Source organism: Enterococcus infantis (assembly GCF_049166715.1).
GTDB classification, from domain to species: domain Bacteria; phylum Bacillota; class Bacilli; order Lactobacillales; family Enterococcaceae; genus Enterococcus_C; species Enterococcus_C leclercqii.
This window is the reverse complement of record NZ_JBMHFB010000011.1, coordinates 81,288-102,231: the sequence shown is the minus strand read 5'-3', so window position 1 is coordinate 102,231 and position 20,944 is coordinate 81,288. Positions and strand designations below refer to the sequence as shown.

Sequence of the window (20,944 nt, the reverse complement as noted above, 5' to 3'; positions counted from 1 at the left end):
TAGTATTTGATTTCGGCTCGCAAATTCGGAGGGAAATACTATGGCAATTAGCAAAACAGAAAATGAGACTTACCGTTTACGGCTTTACTATCCACAAGATATTCAAGAGATGATAGGCGTAAACAAACTTTATTCCAAAACTTTCAAAACTAGAAAGGAGGCAAAAGCAGCAGAAATTGATTTTTATGCCAAGATTAAAGAGCTACGGGAAAACAAAGAAAAGAATGCTTTTGAACTAGGTGGTGAAGCACTGTTCAAAGCTTTCTATGAAGATATCTGGATCGATGCTTATACAGCTGGTTTAACTTCTCGAAACACGAAGTCTCCTACTCCTGTGACAATTGCGAATACAAAAGATATTTTTCGACTTCACATCTTACCAATGTTTGGGAAATACACATTGAACTATTTGAATCAAAATAAAGCTTTCGTTCTAAAAATCATGACACAAAAGGCTGCCGAATACGCAAACTTCAAAATACTACGTAGCTACGTGAATTCTATTTTCGATTGGGCGGAAGAACTTGAATACATCGAACGAAATAAACTAGAAAAATCGCTTAAACGAATTAACGCTACTAAGAAAAACCAATTGCAAGAAACAAAAAAAGAAGAAGATTTATACCTCTCCTTTGAACAACTTCAAGAATGGTTAACTGCCGTCCAAAGTGATTATGAAAGTGGGCAATTGACTTTACAGGACTATGTATTATTTCTGACTACCTTCTTTTTATCTGATCGAAAATCAGAAACTTACGCTATCAAATGGAAGAACGTGAATTTCACTACTTCCCAGATTACGATTGGCAAAGCCTTAGATAAATTCGGCAATGAAAAAAGTACTAAAGGGAATAAAACGACAATTTTCCATATTCCAAATGAACTAAAGCAATTACTTCAGCAGTGGAAAGTCCAACAAAAAGAAGTACTATCTCAATTTGAAATCGAACAAACCGAAGAACAGCTACTCTTTACCTTCTTTGATGATAAAGGGAATATCAATCAAAGACTTCATACAGATTATTTGAACTACCGTATGAAATCCATTGAGCGACGACATAAGAACCTTACCCATGCGACTCCACACAAGTTACGGCATACTGGGGCAACTTTAGCCAAACAAGCTGGTGTCGCTCTAGAACAGATTTCTGAAGCATTGACTCACAGCGATACCAATATCACAAGAACTTATGTAAATACACCAAATGTGATTCAAATGCCCATTGGTGAAATTGCCTATCGTAAATTGTCTCAAAAAGAGTCAGACCGGAATGGTGTCAACAATGGTGTCAACTCAAAAAAAGACGCTTCGCAAAGTGAATTGCGAAACGCCTGAAAGTACTGATATGAAGCTGTTTTTAACGCTTAGAGAATTGAGATGCTTTACGAGCTTTTTTAAGACCTGGTTTTGCTTATAAATAACACAAATCGATTGTTTATCGTTTAATCTAAAGGGTTTTATAGATTTTTTAAAAATCTTTATATCAATCAATTTCAACTGATTTCAAGCAACTCGTACATCAAAACGTACATCAAAAAAATACGCAAACCAGAACAAGACTACTCAATATAAATAACAAATCAACAATTATTTATATTTGACATATCGTACCTAGGAATATCTACTGTCACCGTGAACAACATCATATCTCATTCGCGTTCAAATTCAGACGAGCGATATTTCTCAATGACTATTTTTAATATCTCAATAATTTCAATATTTCCATCTACATATTCTTCTACTAATTTCATCGTATCTTTGGAAGGCATTGCTGCATCTAATGCTGAGTATGCCAAAGCAGTATCTCGAAGTTTTTCTCGCTCAATTTTTGTGGTGTATTTTATATAATGTTTGTCATCATTCATACCCTATGACTACTTAGAGGTTGCTTACTAATAAAATGCTGATACAAAGCGACTTCATATCAATTTTTTCTGTATAAAATTACTCCTTTTTGATTACATAGTAGTTTAAAGTAATTAAAGCTATAATAAATCCTTTGAGGGTGGGATTATTATTTAGATTGCAACAATACAGTTAACATCTCGTATGTCTGCGTTTTATCAAAAGGAATATCCTCATTTTGAGGAATTTCATTTATTCGTGTCTGTAATTCATCTAAGAACTCCAGCATGTCTTCTTGCACACGTTCATTAAGGGGCAACGAATCGAGATTTTTCAAAGAACCTAATAGTCTTGCTATATCGTTTAAATGCTTTTTGATGTTTCTACTATCCACTCGCATGGTTCCCTGTTCACGTTTTTTAGTTAAGTCCAACCAGGCTTTTGCTTTAAACACAATAAGATATTTACTATCCAGCACTGAATAACCATCTACAATAATTTTTCCTTTTACGAGAAGATCATAATAATCTTTATCAAGTAATAGTGCAGATAAACTCATATCCTCATCAAAATGTACCGGAGCAGTTCTTAATGTACTACTGAACCAATTTGGCGTTACACAAAATAGCTCTATAATTGCTGGATAATCTGGATTATCTGTTTTAAAGCGATATAGTTTTCCCTTCTCATCCATTTTATTTGGTGTGTACCCACCCGCATAAATAAAGTCAACAAATGCCTGATAAAACAACCGATCCTTCTTTTCTTCGATAACCACTAAGTCATAATCTTTTGTTGAACGACTATTCAATCCATTTTGATGTAAAACAAGTGATGTAGCGGTACCACCAATTATCACATAACGATCCGAATAATCTTTAAAGGCTTCTAGAAAGTTTTCATTACTATTTAACGGCATCTCAATTACTCCAAACTTTGTTTTATTTTGTAAAGTAGTTCATCCAGTTCCATCTCAATCCTTGGATCATCGCTATCTTTAAGGCTAAAATACAACGATATTGGATCAACGAATCGATCATTACTAAGGGAAAATGGGGAATAACTCCATAATTCTAGTTCAACCCTATTACCAATATTCACTTCAAATACTTCCTTGTTACTCATTATTGAATCTTCAATTGACTCCTTAAACACTTTTAGTGAAGTGGCATATACTTCCTCGGTATTTGCTAAATTTGATATTCTACTCAATGCCGGTAGTCCAGCAACTTTTAACCTAGTATTGGTTGTCTCTATTTCACTTAATTGATTAATATCTTTGTGCTTCAAATATACACTTTGCTTTTTAGGGTTTGTAAAAAAAGAAGCAGCTTTTTCAAAAACGTCATTTTTGGAAAGTAAGAACGAATAACTTCCATATTCTGATTCAATCCATTTAAACGAACTAAATTTTTTTAAACCTCGATAGACGGTCGGAATAGATACGCCGGTTATTTCACTTATTTCATTTGGTGTAAATCCTTTTCCTGTTCTAAGTAAAATACTTATAAGTACTGCTTGTTCACTAGGAGATAATTTATCTTTTAAGCCTAGCTCTATATTTTGAATTCTCTTAAGGGACATTCCAAGATCCGGGATAAACAAATTCCCCTTATAATCCACAAAAGGAATTCGAGCTTTTAACAATAATGTTCTAGTTTTTTCAGGTATCTCCGTAAATACTAAAATAATCTTTTGTCCGATAATTTCACCTATTTTATCCGCCTGGTTTATAAATGATTCAATCGACCCTGTCCTTTTTTCTTTAACTAATACAAATTGTTTGTTTTCATTTAAAATCGTCATTTCTAGATAATCATATCGATACTCAAAAGCTATAGGCAAATTAACAACTACATTTTTTAGTTGAACTGGCAATGCAATCTTTTCAAATACTTTATAGATTTTTTTTTCGTTCAATCTAACTCACCTACCGTTTTATCATGATAAGCAAATTTTATCACCGCATTTGATAATTTACAACCGTTTTGATAATTCGTGTCTGTTAATTTTATAATAACTAAAAGTAAAAACAGATTACTGGAAAATCAGAATTATTCTGTTCAATTTAAATCATCTAGGATAGAGTTATAGTAAGCAGAAGAACTATCTAATCGGAACAAAATGTCATAATAATAAAGAAAAAATCATTTGTGTAGATTTGTCGCACATTATATGATGAATTCTTAATTTCAGCGCTAGGATTATAATGTTCATCCAGTGATAATAAAGTTCAGGAGGGATTTTACATGAAGATTGGAGTTAAGCTAAAAGAAGCAAGAATACAACGGAAATGGACACAAGACTATGTTGCTTCTCAACTACAAGTTTCTAGGTCTACAATTTCAAGTTGGGAAGTAGGGCGAACTTACCCAGACTTAGAATCTCTTGTTCGACTAAGCGATCTTTTCGAAATTTCTCTTGATACTTTATTAAGGGAGGACAACACCATGACAAAAGATTTAAGCAAAAATATTAGGAAGGGTAGAAATTTAAAATGGATAATCGCACTAGTATTAATCATTTGCATTCCTATCTCTTTTCTAGCAGGTCAAAGATACAAAGAGCAAAAGATAACCTACATGTCTCCCAACATAGTAACCGCAGCTAGTATCCCAGACGAATTAACCAATACAGAGCAAATTGAGCTATCCTTTGATGTTCCTCAAGGTCTCAAATATCAGGGTTATACTGAAGCAATTGAAAATGATACTTTATATATTTCATTATTAGCTAATTTCGAAAAGGGCAATAAAAAGCAATCAGAAAACATAGAAATTAATCTTTCAGAACACAGCAATAATGAGCTAAACAGATTGAAAAATATAGTGGTTGTTAATGGAGAGTTTGGTTCGCCAAACAAAACATTCGATGATTTTGAACAAAATAAGATTTGGAGTATCGACTAAGCAACCTTGCTATATCAAGGTTGCTACAGTATGTAGCAGAATAAAATCAGCCTTAGTTACAAAACATATCAAGCAAAAAGTTGCTAAGTTACTCACGCAGTATTAGCATTGAGTCCTCTTAAATGAATGGAGAATTGCTATGAAAAAAATTATGTTTGGTTCAGTACTTGCTTTGAGCTTATTCGTTGGTAGTGGGATTTACACCCCGCTAATTGTTTCTGCTGCGACAGAAGAAAGTGATTCAGTTAGTTCTACAGATACAAGAATTGAATTATCTGATGGAAGCTTCCTAGTATTGAAAGATTATGTTGGTACTGAAGGTGTCGACTTTGTAGTCAATCAAATTATCGAACAACCTGACGGAAATCTTACGAGAGCAGTTGGAGGATATTATTTATCAACCTCTACTACTATCACGTACTACACTTCGAATTACCCATCCCAAGTATATCGTGAGGTTTCAAAAAATATGTCTGGTAAGATATGGTTATATGCAGGAAATATTCCATTAAAATCTGTTCAAAGCGGAGGGACTCACGGCGGATATAATTGCCATTATGCTGGTAAGATTCCAAGAATACGATAAAATATACAAGATTTTAAAAGTTTAACATGAAGTTTCTAGTACTATCTAGTGAAATTGACCACAAAAAATTATAGCAAAATTTCAAATAGTAAAAACATTCTGAAAGTATTTTGTCATGAAAAAAGTAATTATTGGTATTTTAGCTATGACTTGTCTTCTCTGCGGGACTGGACAAATTGTAGCCTCTGCTGCTGAAAATTCAGATATTTCAGGTCTAACTGGTAATTTTACTGTTGATTCTAACGGATCAACGGATTCACCAGATAAAATCAGAGTAACAGTGACACTTTGATTGATAATACTTTACTACCAGAACCAGATTCTAGATTACGATCTAATCCCTCATCATACTATGTAAGTTCGTATACTTATATTGACTGGGGAGCAGATCCACTAAAACCAATGCCTACCTATATCAATGTAACAGCTGACGTAAAAAACTACTACGACGGACTTAAAGGAAAATGGATTTACGATCATTATGCAGGAAGATTGAAAATTTACAAACAATATCGAAACACTGGATACTACTCAGGCACAATGTACAAGCAATCTTCAGCTCTATTATCCACGCCAATGAAATAGGGGGTACCTACTATGAAAAAAAAGAAAGTAACTGTTTTTTCTATTCTTACCGTCTCCCTAATTTTGTCTTTAAGCATAATCTACAATCAAACTACTTTAAAGAAGAATCTTTCCATGGATGATCCGAAGCGGTCCTCGAATAATTCTCCTAATAGTTCATTTTTTCAAGATGAGTTAACAATGAAGACTGTTAAAGACGGAAAGGTTGTTGGTACCGGAAAAGCAAAGATTATTAGACGAAAAATTGGTCCAAACTTTTCTAAAGATGAAACTTCTAACGATAATAAATTTATTATTAATAACTAAAAAGCTATTTCTTTCATTATATATACTTTATCACAATAGTCGACTAAACGGAGGTCATGCGTGACCATGATCGTCGCTTTTTGTTTTTCTTTCGTTTCTTTTGCTAAAATTTTGACCACTTCATAGGCTTTTTCCGTATCTAAACTTGCAGTGGGCTCATCAGCTAAAATAATCGTAGGATCATGATATAAAGCACGGATGATAGCGATTCGTTGACGTTCTCCTCCTGAAAGCTCTTCTGGATATTTTGAAACTAATTTTTCGACGCCTAGTTGAGTAAATAATTCTGTTCCAACTGACCGTGCTTTTTGTTTCGTGACTTTATCGACTAATTTCAATTGATCTTTGACGGTCAAAAATGGAACAAAATTTGATGCTTGTAAAATAAAGCCGATTTCTTTAAAACGTAAAGCCGCTCGTTGTTTTTCTTTTTTCTGACTAAATGGTTGGCCGTTGATCAAAACTTCACCTGAAGTTGGACTCTGTAAGCCTCCGATAATGGTTAAAAATGTACTTTTTCCAGATCCCGATGGTCCAATAATAGCTACAAATTCTCCTTTATCTACTGAAAAATTCGTTTCTTTTAACGCATGAATCGTCTCATCACCATCCTGAAATTGCTTGGTCACGTGTTTCATTTCTATCGCGCTCATCTATTTTCCTCCTAACTAATGGCTTTTAATGGATCGATTTTGACAATAGTACGAACTGAGAAAAAGGCTCCAATGATTGCAACGACAACCATCATAATACTGACTGCGGCAAAAAATAACGCATTACTTTGAAACGGTACCGCTTCTGGCAATACAAGTCCTGAGCCGATCGTAGCAAGCAACCCGATCCCAACACCCACAACCGCTAAAAAGAACGTTTGGGCAATAACAGAGCGGGCAATGTAACTACTAGAGATTCCTTGGGCTTTCATCACACCAAAAATCGCCGTTTTTTGCATCGTTAAAACATAGATGAAGATCCCAATAACTACTGCAGCGATGACGACTAAAAAGCCGATCATAAAACCAAAAGTCAACACTTGGGCATTATATCCCGGAAGTTTATTGATAAATGTTGAAATCGTTAAACGTTGTAAACTACTTGGTACATCCGTTAGTTTCCCTTTTGTCACAATGGCATTTAATTTCATCGGTTGCATTTGCGCACGTTCACCGTATTTTAGTTTGTGGACCGTATCTAGCGTTGTGTACAGGATTGGTGCCACATTAAATTTTGCATTTTTTGTAAATCCTGTGATAGTTAATTCTTCTTCATTTGTTGCTAAGATGATCGTATCGCCGATTTTATACCCTGCATTGATTTTTAAACTTTCATCGGCAACGACCTCATTATCTTTTGTAAATAATTTTCCTTCTGTAACTTCTGGAGTAATAAACTGATCTGGATTGATTCCAAAGAAACTGACATTTTCTTTTTCTGATTTATCCCCTTCACGATAGACGATACCAGAAAGTTGTGACAATTCAGCCTTGTCTTTGACATCAACCTTATCAAAATCTTTAGGATCGATCATCGACATATTCAAATTATCATTGGCTTCACTGGATAATAAAATATTATCTGCTTGCCATTTATCGATTCCCATTCGATTTTCTTGGGCTAATCCGTAAGCTAATCCTGTCAAAAAAAAGACCAGATAGGCAATTAAAAACATCACACCAATGACTAATGTGTAACGTAATTTAGAATGTTTGATTTCATTTAATGCTAAAAACATCGATTTTCCCCCTTTTTGGTAGAAAAAAAAGGCTAAACTTATAGCCCTTTTTTCCCAATAATTGGAAAGAATTTTGCAGTATGTGCTGCATATTCTTTAAAGTCTTGACGATAATGGTATTTCTTTTCTAATAATGGAACTCCTGAAACAAATAATAACAACAATGTAATACAGATTGGACTTAAAATCAGCCATAATGTCGACCAACTTGTCAGCGCAACTAAAAATACACCCCACCAACAAACGGCTTCACCAAAGTAATTTGGATGACGTGTTACCGACCAAAAACCACTTGTTAGTAATTTGCCTTTATTCTGTGGATTTTTTTTGAACTGTTCTAATTGACGATCGCCGCCAACTTCAAAAATAAAGCCAATCAACCAAATCAAAACGCCAAGCCATTGCCACCACATCATGGATTCATTTGGGTTAGCAAATGTATACGTGATCGGTAGCGCAATAATAAATAATAATACGCCTTGCAAGACGAATACATTTAAGAACGCTTTGATATCGACATATTTTGTCCCCCAGCGTTTACGCATGTTCACATAGCGATAGTCTTCTGGCTTGTTCCAATTGCGACGAGCAAGATGGGTAAATAATCTTCCACCCCATAATGTCACGAGTACTAAAATGGCTAATTGTTGTAATGTAATCAAATCTGTAGCAATCAAACCGACCCAGGCTACTACAACGAACCCCCCACCCCAAGCAATATCGACTAACGAATACTTGCGTTTACCTTTTGAAATAATAAACCAACAAATAAAATAGATGAGTAATGCAAATGCAACAATCCCATACATCATTTTTCTTCCTCCTTTAATACCCCGGCAATCGCTAAACTTGATTGTCCCGCACTGATCGCAATCGCTGCTGAGCTTTCTACGATCGCATCGACTGGTATCGCTCGTGCGTTTAAGCTCGTTTTCCAATCAAGTGCTGCTTGTTCATTAAACACATGTGTGACATAAACTGCTTCTAAACGCTGTTTGTTAGCAAATCCGCTGACCTTTTTTGTGATTTTTTTCAAACTTTGTTTTTGACTCAAAGAAGCGCCAATCAACTTGCCATCGCCTTCTTCATTTAGACTGACGATTGGATGAACAGAGGCTTTTTGAGCGATTTTTCCTAAGAATTGGGGAATTCTGCCAGATTGAATCATCGGATCTAAATCCGCTACTGCTACATATATAAAAATACGTTCACGCAAGGACTGCAATTCATTCACGACTGTTTCAAATGATTTATCTGCCTCAACTAACTCTACGGCTCGTTTGACAAGTAATCCTTGGGCAATCGAATTGAGCTTCGAATCGATTACTTGAATCCAGTTAGAAGAGAGCTGTTTTTCTTTTATGCGTTGGGTGATCAATTGATACGTTCCACTTAATTTAGCCGCTACACTGATAACCAATACATGATCATATTTCCCTTCTAAAAACGAAAGCAAGGTATCGACCGTTTTTATATTCGGTTGCGCAGTACTCATACTTTTAGCTATTTTTAGTCGTTGCTGTAAATAATCTGGTTCGATAGTCAATTTGTCTAAAAATGTTTCTTCATCTAGTAAAAGATTCATCGGTAACACATGTACTTGATGTTCCAAGCTAAAATCTTTTGGTAAGTCTGCGATCGAATCGGTTACAATCGCAATTTTTGCTTTTGCGTTTTGTCCAATTTGATATTGCAATTGCATATCGTCGACTTTTTGATACGTCACTTGACCATTAGATACTAAATAAGACATCAATCGTGCAGGTTCACTAGTGTGGATATGTATCTTTACTTGTGTTTGATCACCAATCAAAACCAAAGAATCACCATAGTGTGCCAGTTGTGCTTTAAATGTGTCAAATTCTATCGTCAACTGTTTGACTAAAAATTCTGAACAATAACGATATCTAGGTGCCTCGCTTAGAAAATGTTCTTCGATTGCTTCCTGTTGATCTACTTGCATCTTTTCATAGTGAGAGACATCCCCATTACAAAAATATTCGGTTAGACCGGCAATAAAATAATAAAATCCTTTTGCACCTGCATCGACTAATTTATTCTTTTTCAATACAGCCATTTGGAACTGTGTCTGTTCCAACGCTGCTTTAGTCTGTCTTTTTGCAACCGTCAACGCCTCAATCAGGGTATTTCCGTGTTCGATCTGCTCAACGAGATGTTCTGACCACACATGCATAACTGATAAAATCGTACCTTCTTTTGGTTCCAAGACAGCTTGATATGCTTTTTTTGACGCTTCTTGTGCTGCATAAACAAGTGCTTTTTCTGCTACGAGTGCATCATCATAGCTAGTACTTAACCCATAAAAATATTGAGCAAAGATCATACCCGAATTTCCTCTAGCACCCATCATTGCCGCTTCTGATAATTGGTTCAATCCATCTTTGATGCTGTTTGTTTGTATGGAAACTTGGTCTAAGATCGTTTGCATCAAAGCAGCCAAGTTACTCCCAGTATCTCCATCAGCTACAGGAAATACATTGATTCGATTCAATTCTTGTTTTTGATTGACAACTTCTTTAGCCCCATTCAAAAAACCTTCGAGTAACTTGGTTCCTTCTGATTCTTTCATTTCATTCACATTCCCTTAAAAAAATTCGCTTGGATCATATAAACAATTGCCGACGTCACAGCGGTTACACCAGTCCCCCAAGCAAGGTCGATAATCGTCATCTTCACTGGCCAATCTTTAAGCGTGGCTAAATTTGTCAAATCGTACGTTGCGTAACAAATCAACCCAAATAATGCTCCCGCACCGATTGTATAAAGAATACTCTGTTTTTCGACTCCTGGTAATAATACGAAAAAGACAACACCTATCACATAAAGCACATAAAAAATCACTGCTGGAGCCAATTTTACTTCTCCCATTAGTTGTCCAATAAAATGTTGATACATTTTTTTCGATACCACCAACAACCAAAATAAGTCAAAAATCAAAAAGACAATCGCACTTGTTAAAAATAATTTGAAAAATTGTGACATGCCTTTCTCCCCCTTATCACTTGATAAGCAAAGTGTAGCATATCTCCATTTTCATGCCTAGATTTTCGCTCAAATTCAAGCGCTTTTTTCTACTAATTAAATAACACGTTACTTTTAGGTTCTATGATATTTTGTGTTGTTACTCTCAACCGAGTAAGGACACCAAATATTTTTTTATAACAAAAAGACATTTGGTTGCCCTATAATTAAATCGCCAAACCCAATCATAGGAGGATAACCAAATGTCCATAGCTAAGAATATCAAATGTACTGATGAAAATACAAGTAAATCAATCAAACAAATCCTGAATATCAAGGATTCTCACATTACTTTCTCTAAAGACGCGATTAGTAAAGAGATTGTTCATGGCCGGATGGCCAATGTATTTACCGGCTTATTAACTGGAGAAGTGAATCGTTGTGAATATTGTGGCTTTGATTCAATTATTCGTCATGCCTACCAAGATAGTTGGATCCAATTGATTCCTTATCAAGAAGTACCTACTTACCTTCATCTATATAAACAGCGTTTTCGTTGTACCCAGTGTCACCATACGTTTTCTGCCAAAACCTATTATGTAGCGGAGAATTGTTACATCTCACAAGCTTTAAAATTTGCAATAGCTGTGGATTTGAAGAAAAAGATTTCAATGCAAGATATCGCCAAACGATACTTCGTTTCCACAAAAACCGTTGAGCGGGTCTTAGATAGTTTCTTTGAAGAGCCTCGTAAAAAGCTAACTTACCTTCCTAAGCATCTTCTGATTGATGAATTTAAAGGAACTAGCGATTGTGAAGGAGCGATGTGCTTTATTGTCAGTGATGCAGATACTGGTAAAATCTTTGATATCCTAGATGATCGACGAAACTTTAAATTACGAGCATACTTTCAGCGGTTTACCTTAAAAGCAAGAAAACAGGTCACACATATTGTAATGGATATGAACGCCTCTTACGATGCGATGACCAAAGAAGTCTTTCCAAACGCCCGAATCTCCATTGATCGATTTCATATCATCCAACAAATGACACGCGCCTTTAATAAACAACGGATTCAGACAATGAATCCGCTGAAGAAAAGCGATCCACAAGCTCAAAAAGACTACCGAAAATTGAAAAAGTATTGGCGAACAATTTTGAAGAAAAATTCAAAGATAAACTACACCTCCTTCAAGCAGTTTCCTCTTTTTCAAAGAAGATACTTAACAGAATCTGAGGTGTTAGATTACCTGCTTTCTATAGACGACCAACTACGGCAAAGCTATGAGGTCTATCAAGAACTGTTGGCTGCTTTTGATGCAAAAGATTTCACCGAGTTCTTTGACTTGATTGAATCATTACCACATTCCTTGAACGATGGGTTTAAAAAAGCGATTCGTTACCTGAGAAAGCACGAAGAAGCCATCACAAACTCCTTAAAATATCCTTATTCAAACGGAAAACTAGAAGGAAAGAACAATCTTATCAAAGTAATCAAAAGAATAGCTTTTGGATTTCGGACTTTCCGTCACCTTCGGATGTGTATTCTCATCCAACAAAATATCTGTGAAATCATTTAATAACGCAAAAAAGGAAATGCCGAAGCATTTCCTAAAGTGCGATTTGATCAAAACAACACCATTTTTATACGAAAGCTTCACCGCACTTATGTATGAAATAAATAAGAAAAAAACGAAAAAAAACTACCCTCCCTGTAAAAAATTAGAGTCTAAAATTTTCAAAGAGCAATAGTTCCTATTCGTGATAGACTTCATTTCTCATAAGCATATAGTAAATCATTCTGGTAATAAGATGCGCAACTGCCACTGTTGCACGCTTACAGCCTCGATTTCTACAGATTCTTTGATAATAATTTTTGAATCTCTGATGTTTAGATTTACAAGCTGAATAGGCACATTGGCATAAAATCCTCTTTGCATAAGTATTTCCCTTTGAAATTCTCGTAGAGCGTCTTTTCCCAGCGCTTTCGTTGTTTCCAGGACAAAGGCCAACCCATGAGGCTAATCTTTCTGCAGAAGAAAACTGATTCATATTGATGCCAAACTCAGAGATAATTACAGCAGCTGAATCCATACTAATTCCTGGGATCGTTAATAAATTGTCAACCTGTTGTTGGTAAGGAAGTAAATATTCAGCTATTTTGGTTTCTAATTCATCAATCTTACTGTTATACATATCAATAACATCTAAAATTTGCGCCAATAAAAACTTGTGATGATTTCTGAAAAAGCCAGTAAGTCCTTCCAGTAGTTCCGGCACTTTAAATTTTAAAGAAGTGTAAACAACCGCTTCAACTTTTTCCGCAGTAATATCTTCTTCATTAATCAGTAGATTTAATAAATTTCTTCCAGACAATCCGAATACATCTGTCATGTAGGAAGTTATTTTAATACCGGCAGTCTGCAAAACTTTGTGTGCACGATTCTTTTCCCGATTTCTAGATTCGATCCACATTTTTCTTAGCCGTGTTAGTTCACGCAAATCTTGTATGGGTTCCTCTGGAACAAAACTTTTAGGAATCAAATCTACTCGCAGCAATTTAGCGATCCAACTTGCATCTTTTTTATCCGTTTTTTGACCAGGAATATTTTTAATTTTATACGGATTAGCCAGAATTAAGTTGAAATTCCCTTGAAGAATGTGCCAAATCGGTTTCCAATAAATACCTGTACTTTCCATAGCGACAATTTCACAATTAAAATCCGTTAGCCATTCATGCAGGGCTAATAATCCTTTGGTGGTCGTATCAAATTTTTGTAGATGTTTTTTTGGTCTGGTAGAAGTAAGCGGCCCTTGTAAAATACAAGCAACAACATTATTTTGATGAATATCTAATCCAGCACAGCATTCGTAAATAATTTCCATAAAAAGACACTCCTTTCACATAATTTTCGGAAAGGAGTGCTTTATTTCATATAAAATCAAATTTTTATACACATGCTCATTGGCAATATTTCAGGGTTCTCGAGAAATAAAGCAAGCCAGTTTGACAATCGGCATAACATTCTTTTCCAAAATGGTGGCGGCTTTTTTCCTTTCCACCATAATTATACTACAATTCTATCTTTCATTCTTCAGGGTGAATGAGTTTGCGAATTCATGTGCGTTTGACAAAGAACCTTTATGACAAAAAAAGAACATGCTCTACGCATGCTCTTCTACTGAACCAAATAATATAGCAAAGAAAAAACCTAACCCGATCGTCATGATAATATGTCCTTGACCGGCAATACCTGAGATCGCTGCTGAACTTTCAATCCCCATCACGGTCATTGTTCCGTGGATCAACATAAGTAATAAGGTGATTCCCAAACCGATATTGTACGTGATATAAAATCGCTTGTACCATTTATGTGCTGTAATATGGAAATTTTTTTCTAATAATAACACAATCAAGAAGAAAAACATCCCCAAGACTAACGTATGTGTGTGTAGGGTACTTAGTTGTGTTTTCCCACTAAAATCAAACCATTTAGTCAATTCTCTATAATAAACCCCAAATAATAATCCAATGATCATATACGACATACTTACTCTGACTAGTTTTTTCATCATTTCCCCCTAAACTTCCTCGGCTTTTACATGATCTTTTTGTGTCAATACGCCATCTTTCATCACGTATACTTTATCACAAAAATCAACTAAACGAATATCATGTGTAACCATAATCGTTGCTTTATTTTTTTCTTTTGTTTCTTTTGCTAAAATTTTAACCACTTCATACGATTTCTCTGTATCTAAACTCGCAGTTGGTTCATCGGCTAAAATAATCGTTGGATCATTGTAAAGCGCTCGGATAATCGCGATTCGTTGACGCTCTCCTCCAGATAATTCTTCTGGATATTTATTTTTTAATTTTGCTACGCCTAATTGTTCGAATAACTGTTCAACATCGATTTTAGATTTTGCCCGTGTCACTTTATCCACAAGCTTCATTTGTTGTTTGACCGTCAAAAATGGAACGAGATTTGATGCTTGTAAGATAAAACCAATTTCATCAAATCGTAATTTAGCACGTTCCTTTTCTTTTTTATCACTAAATGGTTGTCCGTTGATCAATACTTCTCCTTCAGAAGGTGATTGCAAGCCTCCAGTGATCGTTAAAAAGGTACTTTTTCCCGAACCAGAAGGACCGATGATTGCAACAAACTCGCCTTTTTCAACCGAAAAATCAGTGGGTTTCAAGGCTTCGATCGTTTCGTCGCCGTCTTTAAAATATTTGGTTACATTTTTTAATTCAATAGCTTTCATCTAATCTCCTCCTTATCCAATGGCTTTCAACGGGTCGATTTTCACGATCGTGCGTACTGAGAACACGGCACCTAAGATCGCAATGACCACCATCAAGACACTAATACCTACAAAGAACATCGTATTCACTTGGAATGGTACGGCTTGAGGCAATAACAATGCAGAACCTAGTGTTGCAAGCAACCCGACAACGACTCCTACGACAGCTAAAAAGAACGTTTGGGCAATTACGGAGCGTGCGATATAGGCACTTGAGAGCCCTTGAGCTTTCATCACACCAAAGATATTGATTTTTTGCATCGTAAGTACATACACGAAAATCCCAATCACGACAGCAGCAATCACGACTAAAAAGCCAATCATAAAGCTAAATGTTAATACTTGTGCGTTGTATCCTGGCAGTTTATTAATAAATGTTGCGATCGTTAATTTTTCTAAACCTTTTGGTAGATCTTTGACAGTCCCTCTGGTCACAACTGCATTATATATTTGTTCGTTATTTTTAGTGGGTGCACCACCTAAATCGGTCGTTGTGGCATACGATACATAAAGAACAGGTGAGGCAGAGTAACTTGCTTTATCTGTAAATCCAACGATTTTTACTTTTTCATCTGTCCCAGCTACACTGACTGTATCCCCCAGTTTGATGTTATATTGTTTTTTCACACTTTCATCGGCCACTGCTTCATTCTTTTCGCTAAACATTTTCCCTTCAATAATATTTGGCGCAATAAACTGCTCTTTGTCGATTCCAAAAAACGTAACGTTTACCTTATCATCTTGATCATTACCTTTGACCAAAATACCTGGTTTTTGAACTAAGCCTGCTTTATCACTTGCTTTAATAGCATCGAATTCTTTTTGCGTAATCATCGACATATTTAAATTATCATTTGAAACACTTGTTAAAATAACATTATCGGCTTGCCATTTATCAATCGACATTTGAAATTCTTGCGCTAACCCATAAGATAGGCCTGTTAAAAAGAAGACCAAGTAAGCAATCAGAAACATCACACCGATCACTAAACTATATCGTAGTTTTGAATGTCGAATTTCGTTTAAAGCTAAAAACATCATTTATCGCTCCAATTTTATCTTAAGCCTTTAATTAACCATTGTGTTCGAAAATCAAAATCAGCTACTAGTTCATCTTCAGTCCATTCATTGACGAGCGCTGAAGTGATGGAATCTGTCACCAGATCCATTAAAAAGAATAAAAACGCATGTGCTTCTTCTTTCGTCTCGATGTTAAATTGGTTTTGTTTTAATAAACGCATCAACTGACCGATGAAGTGTTTACTCTCGTCGACTGTTGTGCGCTTATATAAAGTCGTCGTCTCTCCTTTAAGCAATAAGTGTAATCCTTTGAATTCTTGGCTCAAACGATCGAGCGTCAGACTGGTTATCAAATATTCTTTCAAACCAAAGAATATGTCTTCTGGTGTCGCCATGACTGCATCTAAAATATCATGATGGATCTGATTGGCAAATTTTTGGACAATATACCGATGAGCATCCTCTAGATTGACAAAGTATTTATAAAACGCTGCTCGTGAGATTCCAGTCGTTTCTACGACTTGCGCTACTTTGACTTGACTAATATGGAATTCATTGAACAAATCGATTAAGCTTCCTTCAATCAACATACGTTTTTCATCGGCTAAATTATAAAAAGTTTGTGTTGGCATTTTACTCGCTCCTTCAAAAGTGACATTTCGTCACTTCTTATTTATTATTCTAATCGAACTATTTTTTGAAGTCAAGAATTAAACAAAAAGAAAAGACTTACAGTACTGTAAGTCCTTTCGCAATACTATTCTTGTGCTCTTTCTTTACTAAATTCATACTTTGCAAGTGCTCTTTTACGTTGTTCTTTATGGTCCACTATCGGCAACGGATACGTTTCACCTAACTGAATCCCATATTCTTTTTGTTGTGCTTCGGTCATTTTTTCAGGTTGATGGATAAATTTATTTGGTATTGCTTTTAACTCTGGTACAAACGTTCGAATAAAGTCTCCTTTTGGATCAAATTTTTCGGATTGCGTAGTCGGATTGAAAATTCGAAAATAAGGAACTGCATCGGTACCTGTCGAAGCCGCCCATTGCCAGCCGCCAATATTGCTTGCCGGATCATAGTCAACTAGCATCTGCTGAAAATACTTTTCACCCCAGCGCCAATCGATTAAAAGATCCTTAGTTAAAAAAGAAGCTGTGATCATCCGCAAACGATTGTGCATCCAGCCGGTTTCATTCAACTGATGCATCGCCGCATCCACGATTGGAAACCCCGTTTGACCAGCTTGCCATTTTTTAAAGTCAGCTCGTTTATTTTCCCATTCGACATATCGATAATTTTCTTGGATACTTTCTTCTTTTTGTTTTGGAAAAGCTACGTAGATCATGTGGTAAAAATCACGCCAGCACAATTCTTTTTCGAATGTCGTTTTACCGGTCGAATTCGGTGCCTTTTGAACTGCTTGCCAAACTGTACGAATCGAAATTTCACCGGTACGCAAGTGACGAGACAAGCGACTGGTTTGATCTGCTTCAGGAATATCGCGCTTTTGATCATATACTTTAAGATCTTCTTTGACAAATTTCTTCAGTCGTTCTATTGCATAGGCTTCACCTAAAGGCTGATCGTCAAGCACAGGTAATTGCTCACAAAACGTCTTGAATCGCGCTTCTTCTTTTTCAAAAATCAGCTGACTTTTTACTGTCGTTTTGCTTAAATTCACTTCGATTGGACTTTCCTTCACTTGCTCGATCCATTTTTTATAGTACGGTGTATAGACTTTGTAATAGTTACCATTTCGTGTAATTTCTCTTGCTCCATGCAGATACCCATCCATAAATTCGTGGACTTGGATCTTTTGTTCTTTAAAAAAAGTACGCATTTCTTGATCACGAGTAGCACCATATCCCGTTTCATCAGTATTAAAATAAATATCTGTAATTTCTGGCACAGCCTTCAATAGTTCTTTAAATGAATCTTTAGGATTTCCAAAATGAACATGCAAGTGGCGATGTTGATCGATTTGTTTTTTTAGATACGCTACACTTGAAAAAAAGGCCTGATGGTTAGGACTGCCTTCGATAAATTGTTCTGGATTTAATTGAAAAAATAAAATCAATTCCTCTGATTCCTCACAAGCTTTTGCTAGTGCTTTATTATCTGAAAGTCGTAAATCTTTACGAAACCACATTACTGAAGTCATCGTCATTTCCTCCCACTTGTTTTTATCTAGTATACGTGATTTAAAAAAATTATGGCATTATTATACATAACAAACAGGCAGAGCAACGGATGGTTTTAACGAAACATCCATTGCTCTGCTTGTTTTCATAGGTTTTTGGGGAGGTATCAAAAGATACTTATTTTTATTAGATTAAAAAGCAAAAGAAGATATTTTTTTGAATAACGGTTGTCAGTATTCGATTCTTTTAAGGTAGCATAAGTACTAGCTTCATTTTTTATTATCTATTCCATTGAACATATTTCTAAATATTTTTCATTCTCTTCTGCTATCATTGTTACACATCTATTTCCCTTATGATTAGCTGTTACTAAATAAATTAGTCCGGCTCTCATTTCAGAATAACCAACTTCAATCACAAAATGATTAGCTCTTATTCCACAATAATACTCATCATCTTTTTCCACCATAAAAACTTTTTTTGCATGAAACAACATTAATTCGTCAATATCTTCTTGATAAACATCCTCGTAAAAATTAATTTCAAATACAACTTCTGAATCAATCTTTGTAAATTTATTTTCATATAGCCATGCAACACGTTGCTCAATATCCTCATAAATTTTTGCTTCTTTTTTTATTTTTAATTCTCGTTTTATCTTTTTTGTTTCGGTATTTTTTGATTTTTTCATATTGTCCACCTCTTCATTTTATTCAGGGAGTCTGTAGGGAGCGTGCTCCCTCAGGAATTGAGAGCCACCATTGACCTTTCCAGATAGAGTAGCCTGCGACAGCATGGCTACTCTATCTGGAAAGACAGTGGGTAGCTCGCGTATGTCTATAAAAATAATCTCACCATATTAAACTTTCTAATTTAATTCCTGGCAAGATACTTTAAAAATCCATTTCAAATCCTTGTCTTCTTTGTTGCTCCATTTCGATTTTATGTTGCATAAATTCATAGTCTTTTTTAGCACGATACATCTTCACATCATCATTAATAGCTTTACTAATTTGATGGTGCAAGGCTCGTGCATTTGGCGTATGAGTATAACTCCCTGCACCAAAATATAGGGACGTGTACTGTTTTTTTTCTGTCTTTTTGACTGCAACTTTTTTATGTTCAGTACTTTTTAAAGTCTGTTTGTTCACTTTCAAATGTACTTTTATTTCGTACTCTTGATCATCAAGTGAACCAAGTGATGTGGCAAAATGTTTATCAACTGACTTTAAAAAATCGTCATACTTCATAAAATGATGCGCACCTTTTCGATTAAATTGACGTTGTGCGATTTCATCTAATTCTACAAAGGGTTCTTCTAGTTCCCCTGTTTTATTAATTCTTTGATTCAAAATAATAAACTGTTCTTCTTATAATCAAGCTCTTTTTCTATCGACTCTAACTCATAACTCTTACCTAATTTTTTAGCACTAAATGTTTTTTCAACATACGGTTCACGTATTTTTCGTGACGCTTTGTCTTTACCTAGAAAAATAAATCTTTCTCTATTCTCATAAAAGTTTGCTTCTTTTTTATACAAAACATAACCTAATTTGTTGCTGTTTTTAGAAAACTTGTAAACTTCTATGTCATGATTTTTCGCTAAAGTATCTGAAAATTTTTCAAAAGAGGTAATCATTTTATCTCTCAGTACATCATCAATAGCATCTTGAATAACTTGCTGAGAGTTCGCTTATCCTTTTTTCAATTTGGATGGATCATTAGAATAAATATTATTACGTCTAAAAAGAGCGTCATAATATTCATTGTCTATCGGTTCTAATAATCTTATCGATGATTATTATGTTTTTTGGTTTTAAGTTCTACTTTCAGTTTTATAGTGATGAGAATAAAGAAATTAATCTAAATAATGTTGCAGATATTTCCTATCTTTCAGGAGATGGTGTAGAAATTAACACTCTTGAGGGTGAAAAAATTCAAGTTAACAGCTACTTAGATATAGTAAGATATTCAATTTCACATCCTGACTCTAAGTACGATAGCGAAGTTCGAAAAACAGTTGTTACGAAGAAAAACATTGAAGAAATAATTCAAAAAGACAAAAAATATAGTAAGAAGTAAAAAGATTTTTTCTAACTAAATCCAATCAATCTCGCAACGTTTCTCCCCCCGCTAGTAACACGGGGGTACCAAACTCATTGGAAATCCCTCTGATGGTTGCTACAAAAGGCTTCACGAGCATTCTTCAAAGATTCGATTTTTGTCAAAATTAGCTAAATAAAAAACCAAAAGACGTGTGAACGAACCGGCTGCCAGCGGCAGAGCCGAGTTCGTTTACACGTCTTTTTTGTGTTTTATCAAAAAAGAAACTTTTTCGAAATGAGGCGATTAAGGAGCAAATAGTTTAAGAATCTCTTACAAGTTAATTCAATTGCCTGTTGTTTCGAAAAATTGCCCTACTCAGATTGTAGTAGTAATGGAAGAGAAATCATCCATAAAGAAAATTATGAGAAATTCCACATTTTTTGGAAAATAGGGGGTTCCAAATTGTTCTTGTTAGTG

At 35.1% G+C, this 20,944-nt stretch carries 24 protein-coding genes; 7 read left to right on the top strand and 17 right to left on the bottom strand.

All coding sequences use genetic code 11. From position 1 onward, the window contains the following. Positions 1-40 precede the first annotated feature (40 nt). Entirely contained in the window at positions 41-1,336 is a 1,296-nt protein-coding gene (locus tag ACOMA8_RS13065) for a site-specific integrase (protein ID WP_421371282.1), read from the top strand. 314 nt (positions 1,337-1,650) lie between these two features. Here ACOMA8_RS13065 and ACOMA8_RS13060 read toward each other — a convergent pair whose 3' ends face one another. The 3 genes from ACOMA8_RS13060 to ACOMA8_RS13050 all read right to left on the bottom strand — a co-directional run bounded on the left by ACOMA8_RS13060 (position 1,651) and on the right by ACOMA8_RS13050 (position 3,766). After that, positions 1,651-1,866 (bottom strand): hypothetical protein, encoded by a 216-nt coding sequence (locus ACOMA8_RS13060; protein ID WP_173103998.1) that lies wholly within the window; start codon positions 1,864-1,866, stop codon positions 1,651-1,653. A gap of 149 nt (positions 1,867-2,015) precedes the next feature. Then, the gene (locus ACOMA8_RS13055) at positions 2,016-2,765 is read right to left on the bottom strand and encodes a hypothetical protein (RefSeq protein WP_173103999.1); all 750 of its coding nucleotides are present in this window, start codon (positions 2,763-2,765) and stop codon (positions 2,016-2,018) included. Between the two features lie 5 nt (positions 2,766-2,770). Then, entirely contained in the window at positions 2,771-3,766 is a 996-nt protein-coding gene (locus ACOMA8_RS13050) for a hypothetical protein (RefSeq protein WP_349735616.1), read from the bottom strand. Between the two features lie 329 nt (positions 3,767-4,095). Here ACOMA8_RS13050 and ACOMA8_RS13045 point away from each other — a divergent pair, with 329 nt between their 5' ends. The 4 genes from ACOMA8_RS13045 (at position 4,096) to ACOMA8_RS13030 (ending at position 6,232) form a co-directional block, all read left to right on the top strand. Beyond that, a complete protein-coding gene (locus tag ACOMA8_RS13045) occupies positions 4,096-4,755 on the top strand; it encodes a helix-turn-helix domain-containing protein (protein ID WP_137614773.1) in 660 nt (219 codons plus the stop codon). Between the two features lie 139 nt (positions 4,756-4,894). Then, the gene (locus ACOMA8_RS13040) at positions 4,895-5,341 is read left to right on the top strand and encodes a hypothetical protein (RefSeq protein ID WP_137614772.1); all 447 of its coding nucleotides are present in this window, start codon (positions 4,895-4,897) and stop codon (positions 5,339-5,341) included. 115 nt (positions 5,342-5,456) lie between these two features. Then, complete coding sequence (locus ACOMA8_RS13035) at positions 5,457-5,633, top strand: hypothetical protein (protein ID WP_170178040.1); 177 nt, start codon at positions 5,457-5,459, stop codon at positions 5,631-5,633. A 305-nt stretch (positions 5,634-5,938) separates the two neighbouring features. Beyond that, positions 5,939-6,232, top strand: coding sequence for a hypothetical protein (locus ACOMA8_RS13030; protein ID WP_349735613.1), 294 nt, complete (start codon positions 5,939-5,941; stop codon positions 6,230-6,232). Here the strand turns inward: ACOMA8_RS13030 and ACOMA8_RS13025 are convergent. The 5 genes from ACOMA8_RS13025 to ACOMA8_RS13005 are packed head-to-tail and all read right to left on the bottom strand — an operon-like array spanning position 6,229 to position 10,967. Continuing rightward, positions 6,229-6,885: an ABC transporter ATP-binding protein gene (locus ACOMA8_RS13025; protein ID WP_349735611.1), complete on the bottom strand. Its 657-nt coding sequence runs from the start codon at positions 6,883-6,885 to the stop codon at positions 6,229-6,231. The two genes, ACOMA8_RS13030 and ACOMA8_RS13025, sit on opposite strands and share 4 nt — an antisense overlap. A gap of 11 nt (positions 6,886-6,896) precedes the next feature. Further along, the gene (locus ACOMA8_RS13020; protein WP_173104002.1) at positions 6,897-7,964 is read right to left on the bottom strand and encodes an ABC transporter permease; all 1,068 of its coding nucleotides are present in this window, start codon (positions 7,962-7,964) and stop codon (positions 6,897-6,899) included. Between the two features lie 38 nt (positions 7,965-8,002). Then, positions 8,003-8,776 carry a DUF1295 domain-containing protein gene (locus tag ACOMA8_RS13015; protein ID WP_197745903.1) on the bottom strand — a complete coding sequence of 258 codons (774 nt, stop codon included), beginning with the start codon at positions 8,774-8,776 and terminating at the stop codon, positions 8,003-8,005. Next, positions 8,773-10,554 (bottom strand): DAK2 domain-containing protein, encoded by a 1,782-nt coding sequence (locus ACOMA8_RS13010; protein ID WP_137614768.1) that lies wholly within the window; start codon positions 10,552-10,554, stop codon positions 8,773-8,775. Before ACOMA8_RS13010 ends, ACOMA8_RS13015 begins: the two co-directional genes overlap by 4 nt. Positions 10,555-10,559: 5 nt before the next feature. Then, positions 10,560-10,967 (bottom strand): DUF2177 family protein, encoded by a 408-nt coding sequence (locus ACOMA8_RS13005; RefSeq protein ID WP_137614767.1) that lies wholly within the window; start codon positions 10,965-10,967, stop codon positions 10,560-10,562. Positions 10,968-11,209: 242 nt separating this feature from the next. On the opposite strand from ACOMA8_RS13005, the gene ACOMA8_RS13000 reads away from it, so the two are divergent. Then, complete coding sequence (locus tag ACOMA8_RS13000; RefSeq protein ID WP_349735608.1) at positions 11,210-12,526, top strand: ISL3 family transposase; 1,317 nt, start codon at positions 11,210-11,212, stop codon at positions 12,524-12,526. Positions 12,527-12,701: 175 nt separating this feature from the next. Here ACOMA8_RS13000 and ACOMA8_RS12995 read toward each other — a convergent pair whose 3' ends face one another. From ACOMA8_RS12995 to ACOMA8_RS12955, 9 genes are all read right to left on the bottom strand, one after another. Continuing rightward, positions 12,702-13,832 (bottom strand): IS110 family RNA-guided transposase, encoded by a 1,131-nt coding sequence (locus ACOMA8_RS12995; protein WP_311816615.1) that lies wholly within the window; start codon positions 13,830-13,832, stop codon positions 12,702-12,704. A 279-nt stretch (positions 13,833-14,111) separates the two neighbouring features. Next, positions 14,112-14,522, bottom strand: a complete 411-nt coding sequence (locus ACOMA8_RS12990; protein WP_421371275.1) for a DUF2871 domain-containing protein — start codon at positions 14,520-14,522, stop codon at positions 14,112-14,114. Positions 14,523-14,528: 6 nt separating this feature from the next. After that, on the bottom strand, positions 14,529-15,218 hold the full coding sequence (locus ACOMA8_RS12985; RefSeq protein WP_173104004.1) for an ABC transporter ATP-binding protein: 690 nt from the start codon (positions 15,216-15,218) through the stop codon (positions 14,529-14,531). 12 nt (positions 15,219-15,230) lie between these two features. After that, on the bottom strand, positions 15,231-16,295 hold the full coding sequence (locus ACOMA8_RS12980) for an ABC transporter permease (RefSeq protein ID WP_349735605.1): 1,065 nt from the start codon (positions 16,293-16,295) through the stop codon (positions 15,231-15,233). Positions 16,296-16,312: 17 nt separating this feature from the next. Then, positions 16,313-16,909 (bottom strand): TetR/AcrR family transcriptional regulator, encoded by a 597-nt coding sequence (locus ACOMA8_RS12975; RefSeq protein ID WP_421371272.1) that lies wholly within the window; start codon positions 16,907-16,909, stop codon positions 16,313-16,315. A gap of 125 nt (positions 16,910-17,034) precedes the next feature. Continuing rightward, a complete protein-coding gene (locus tag ACOMA8_RS12970) occupies positions 17,035-18,441 on the bottom strand; it encodes a cryptochrome/photolyase family protein (protein WP_137614762.1) in 1,407 nt (468 codons plus the stop codon). A gap of 263 nt (positions 18,442-18,704) precedes the next feature. Then, positions 18,705-19,112, bottom strand: a complete 408-nt coding sequence (locus ACOMA8_RS12965; RefSeq protein ID WP_173104006.1) for a hypothetical protein — start codon at positions 19,110-19,112, stop codon at positions 18,705-18,707. Between the two features lie 202 nt (positions 19,113-19,314). Then, positions 19,315-19,773, bottom strand: coding sequence for a hypothetical protein (locus ACOMA8_RS12960; protein WP_137614760.1), 459 nt, complete (start codon positions 19,771-19,773; stop codon positions 19,315-19,317). After that, positions 19,770-20,060 (bottom strand): hypothetical protein, encoded by a 291-nt coding sequence (locus tag ACOMA8_RS12955; RefSeq protein WP_173104007.1) that lies wholly within the window; start codon positions 20,058-20,060, stop codon positions 19,770-19,772. Before ACOMA8_RS12955 ends, ACOMA8_RS12960 begins: the two co-directional genes overlap by 4 nt. A 164-nt stretch (positions 20,061-20,224) precedes the next feature. On the opposite strand from ACOMA8_RS12955, the gene ACOMA8_RS12950 reads away from it, so the two are divergent. Next, positions 20,225-20,503, top strand: coding sequence for a hypothetical protein (locus ACOMA8_RS12950; RefSeq protein WP_137614634.1), 279 nt, complete (start codon positions 20,225-20,227; stop codon positions 20,501-20,503). Positions 20,504-20,944: the final 441 nt, after the last annotated feature.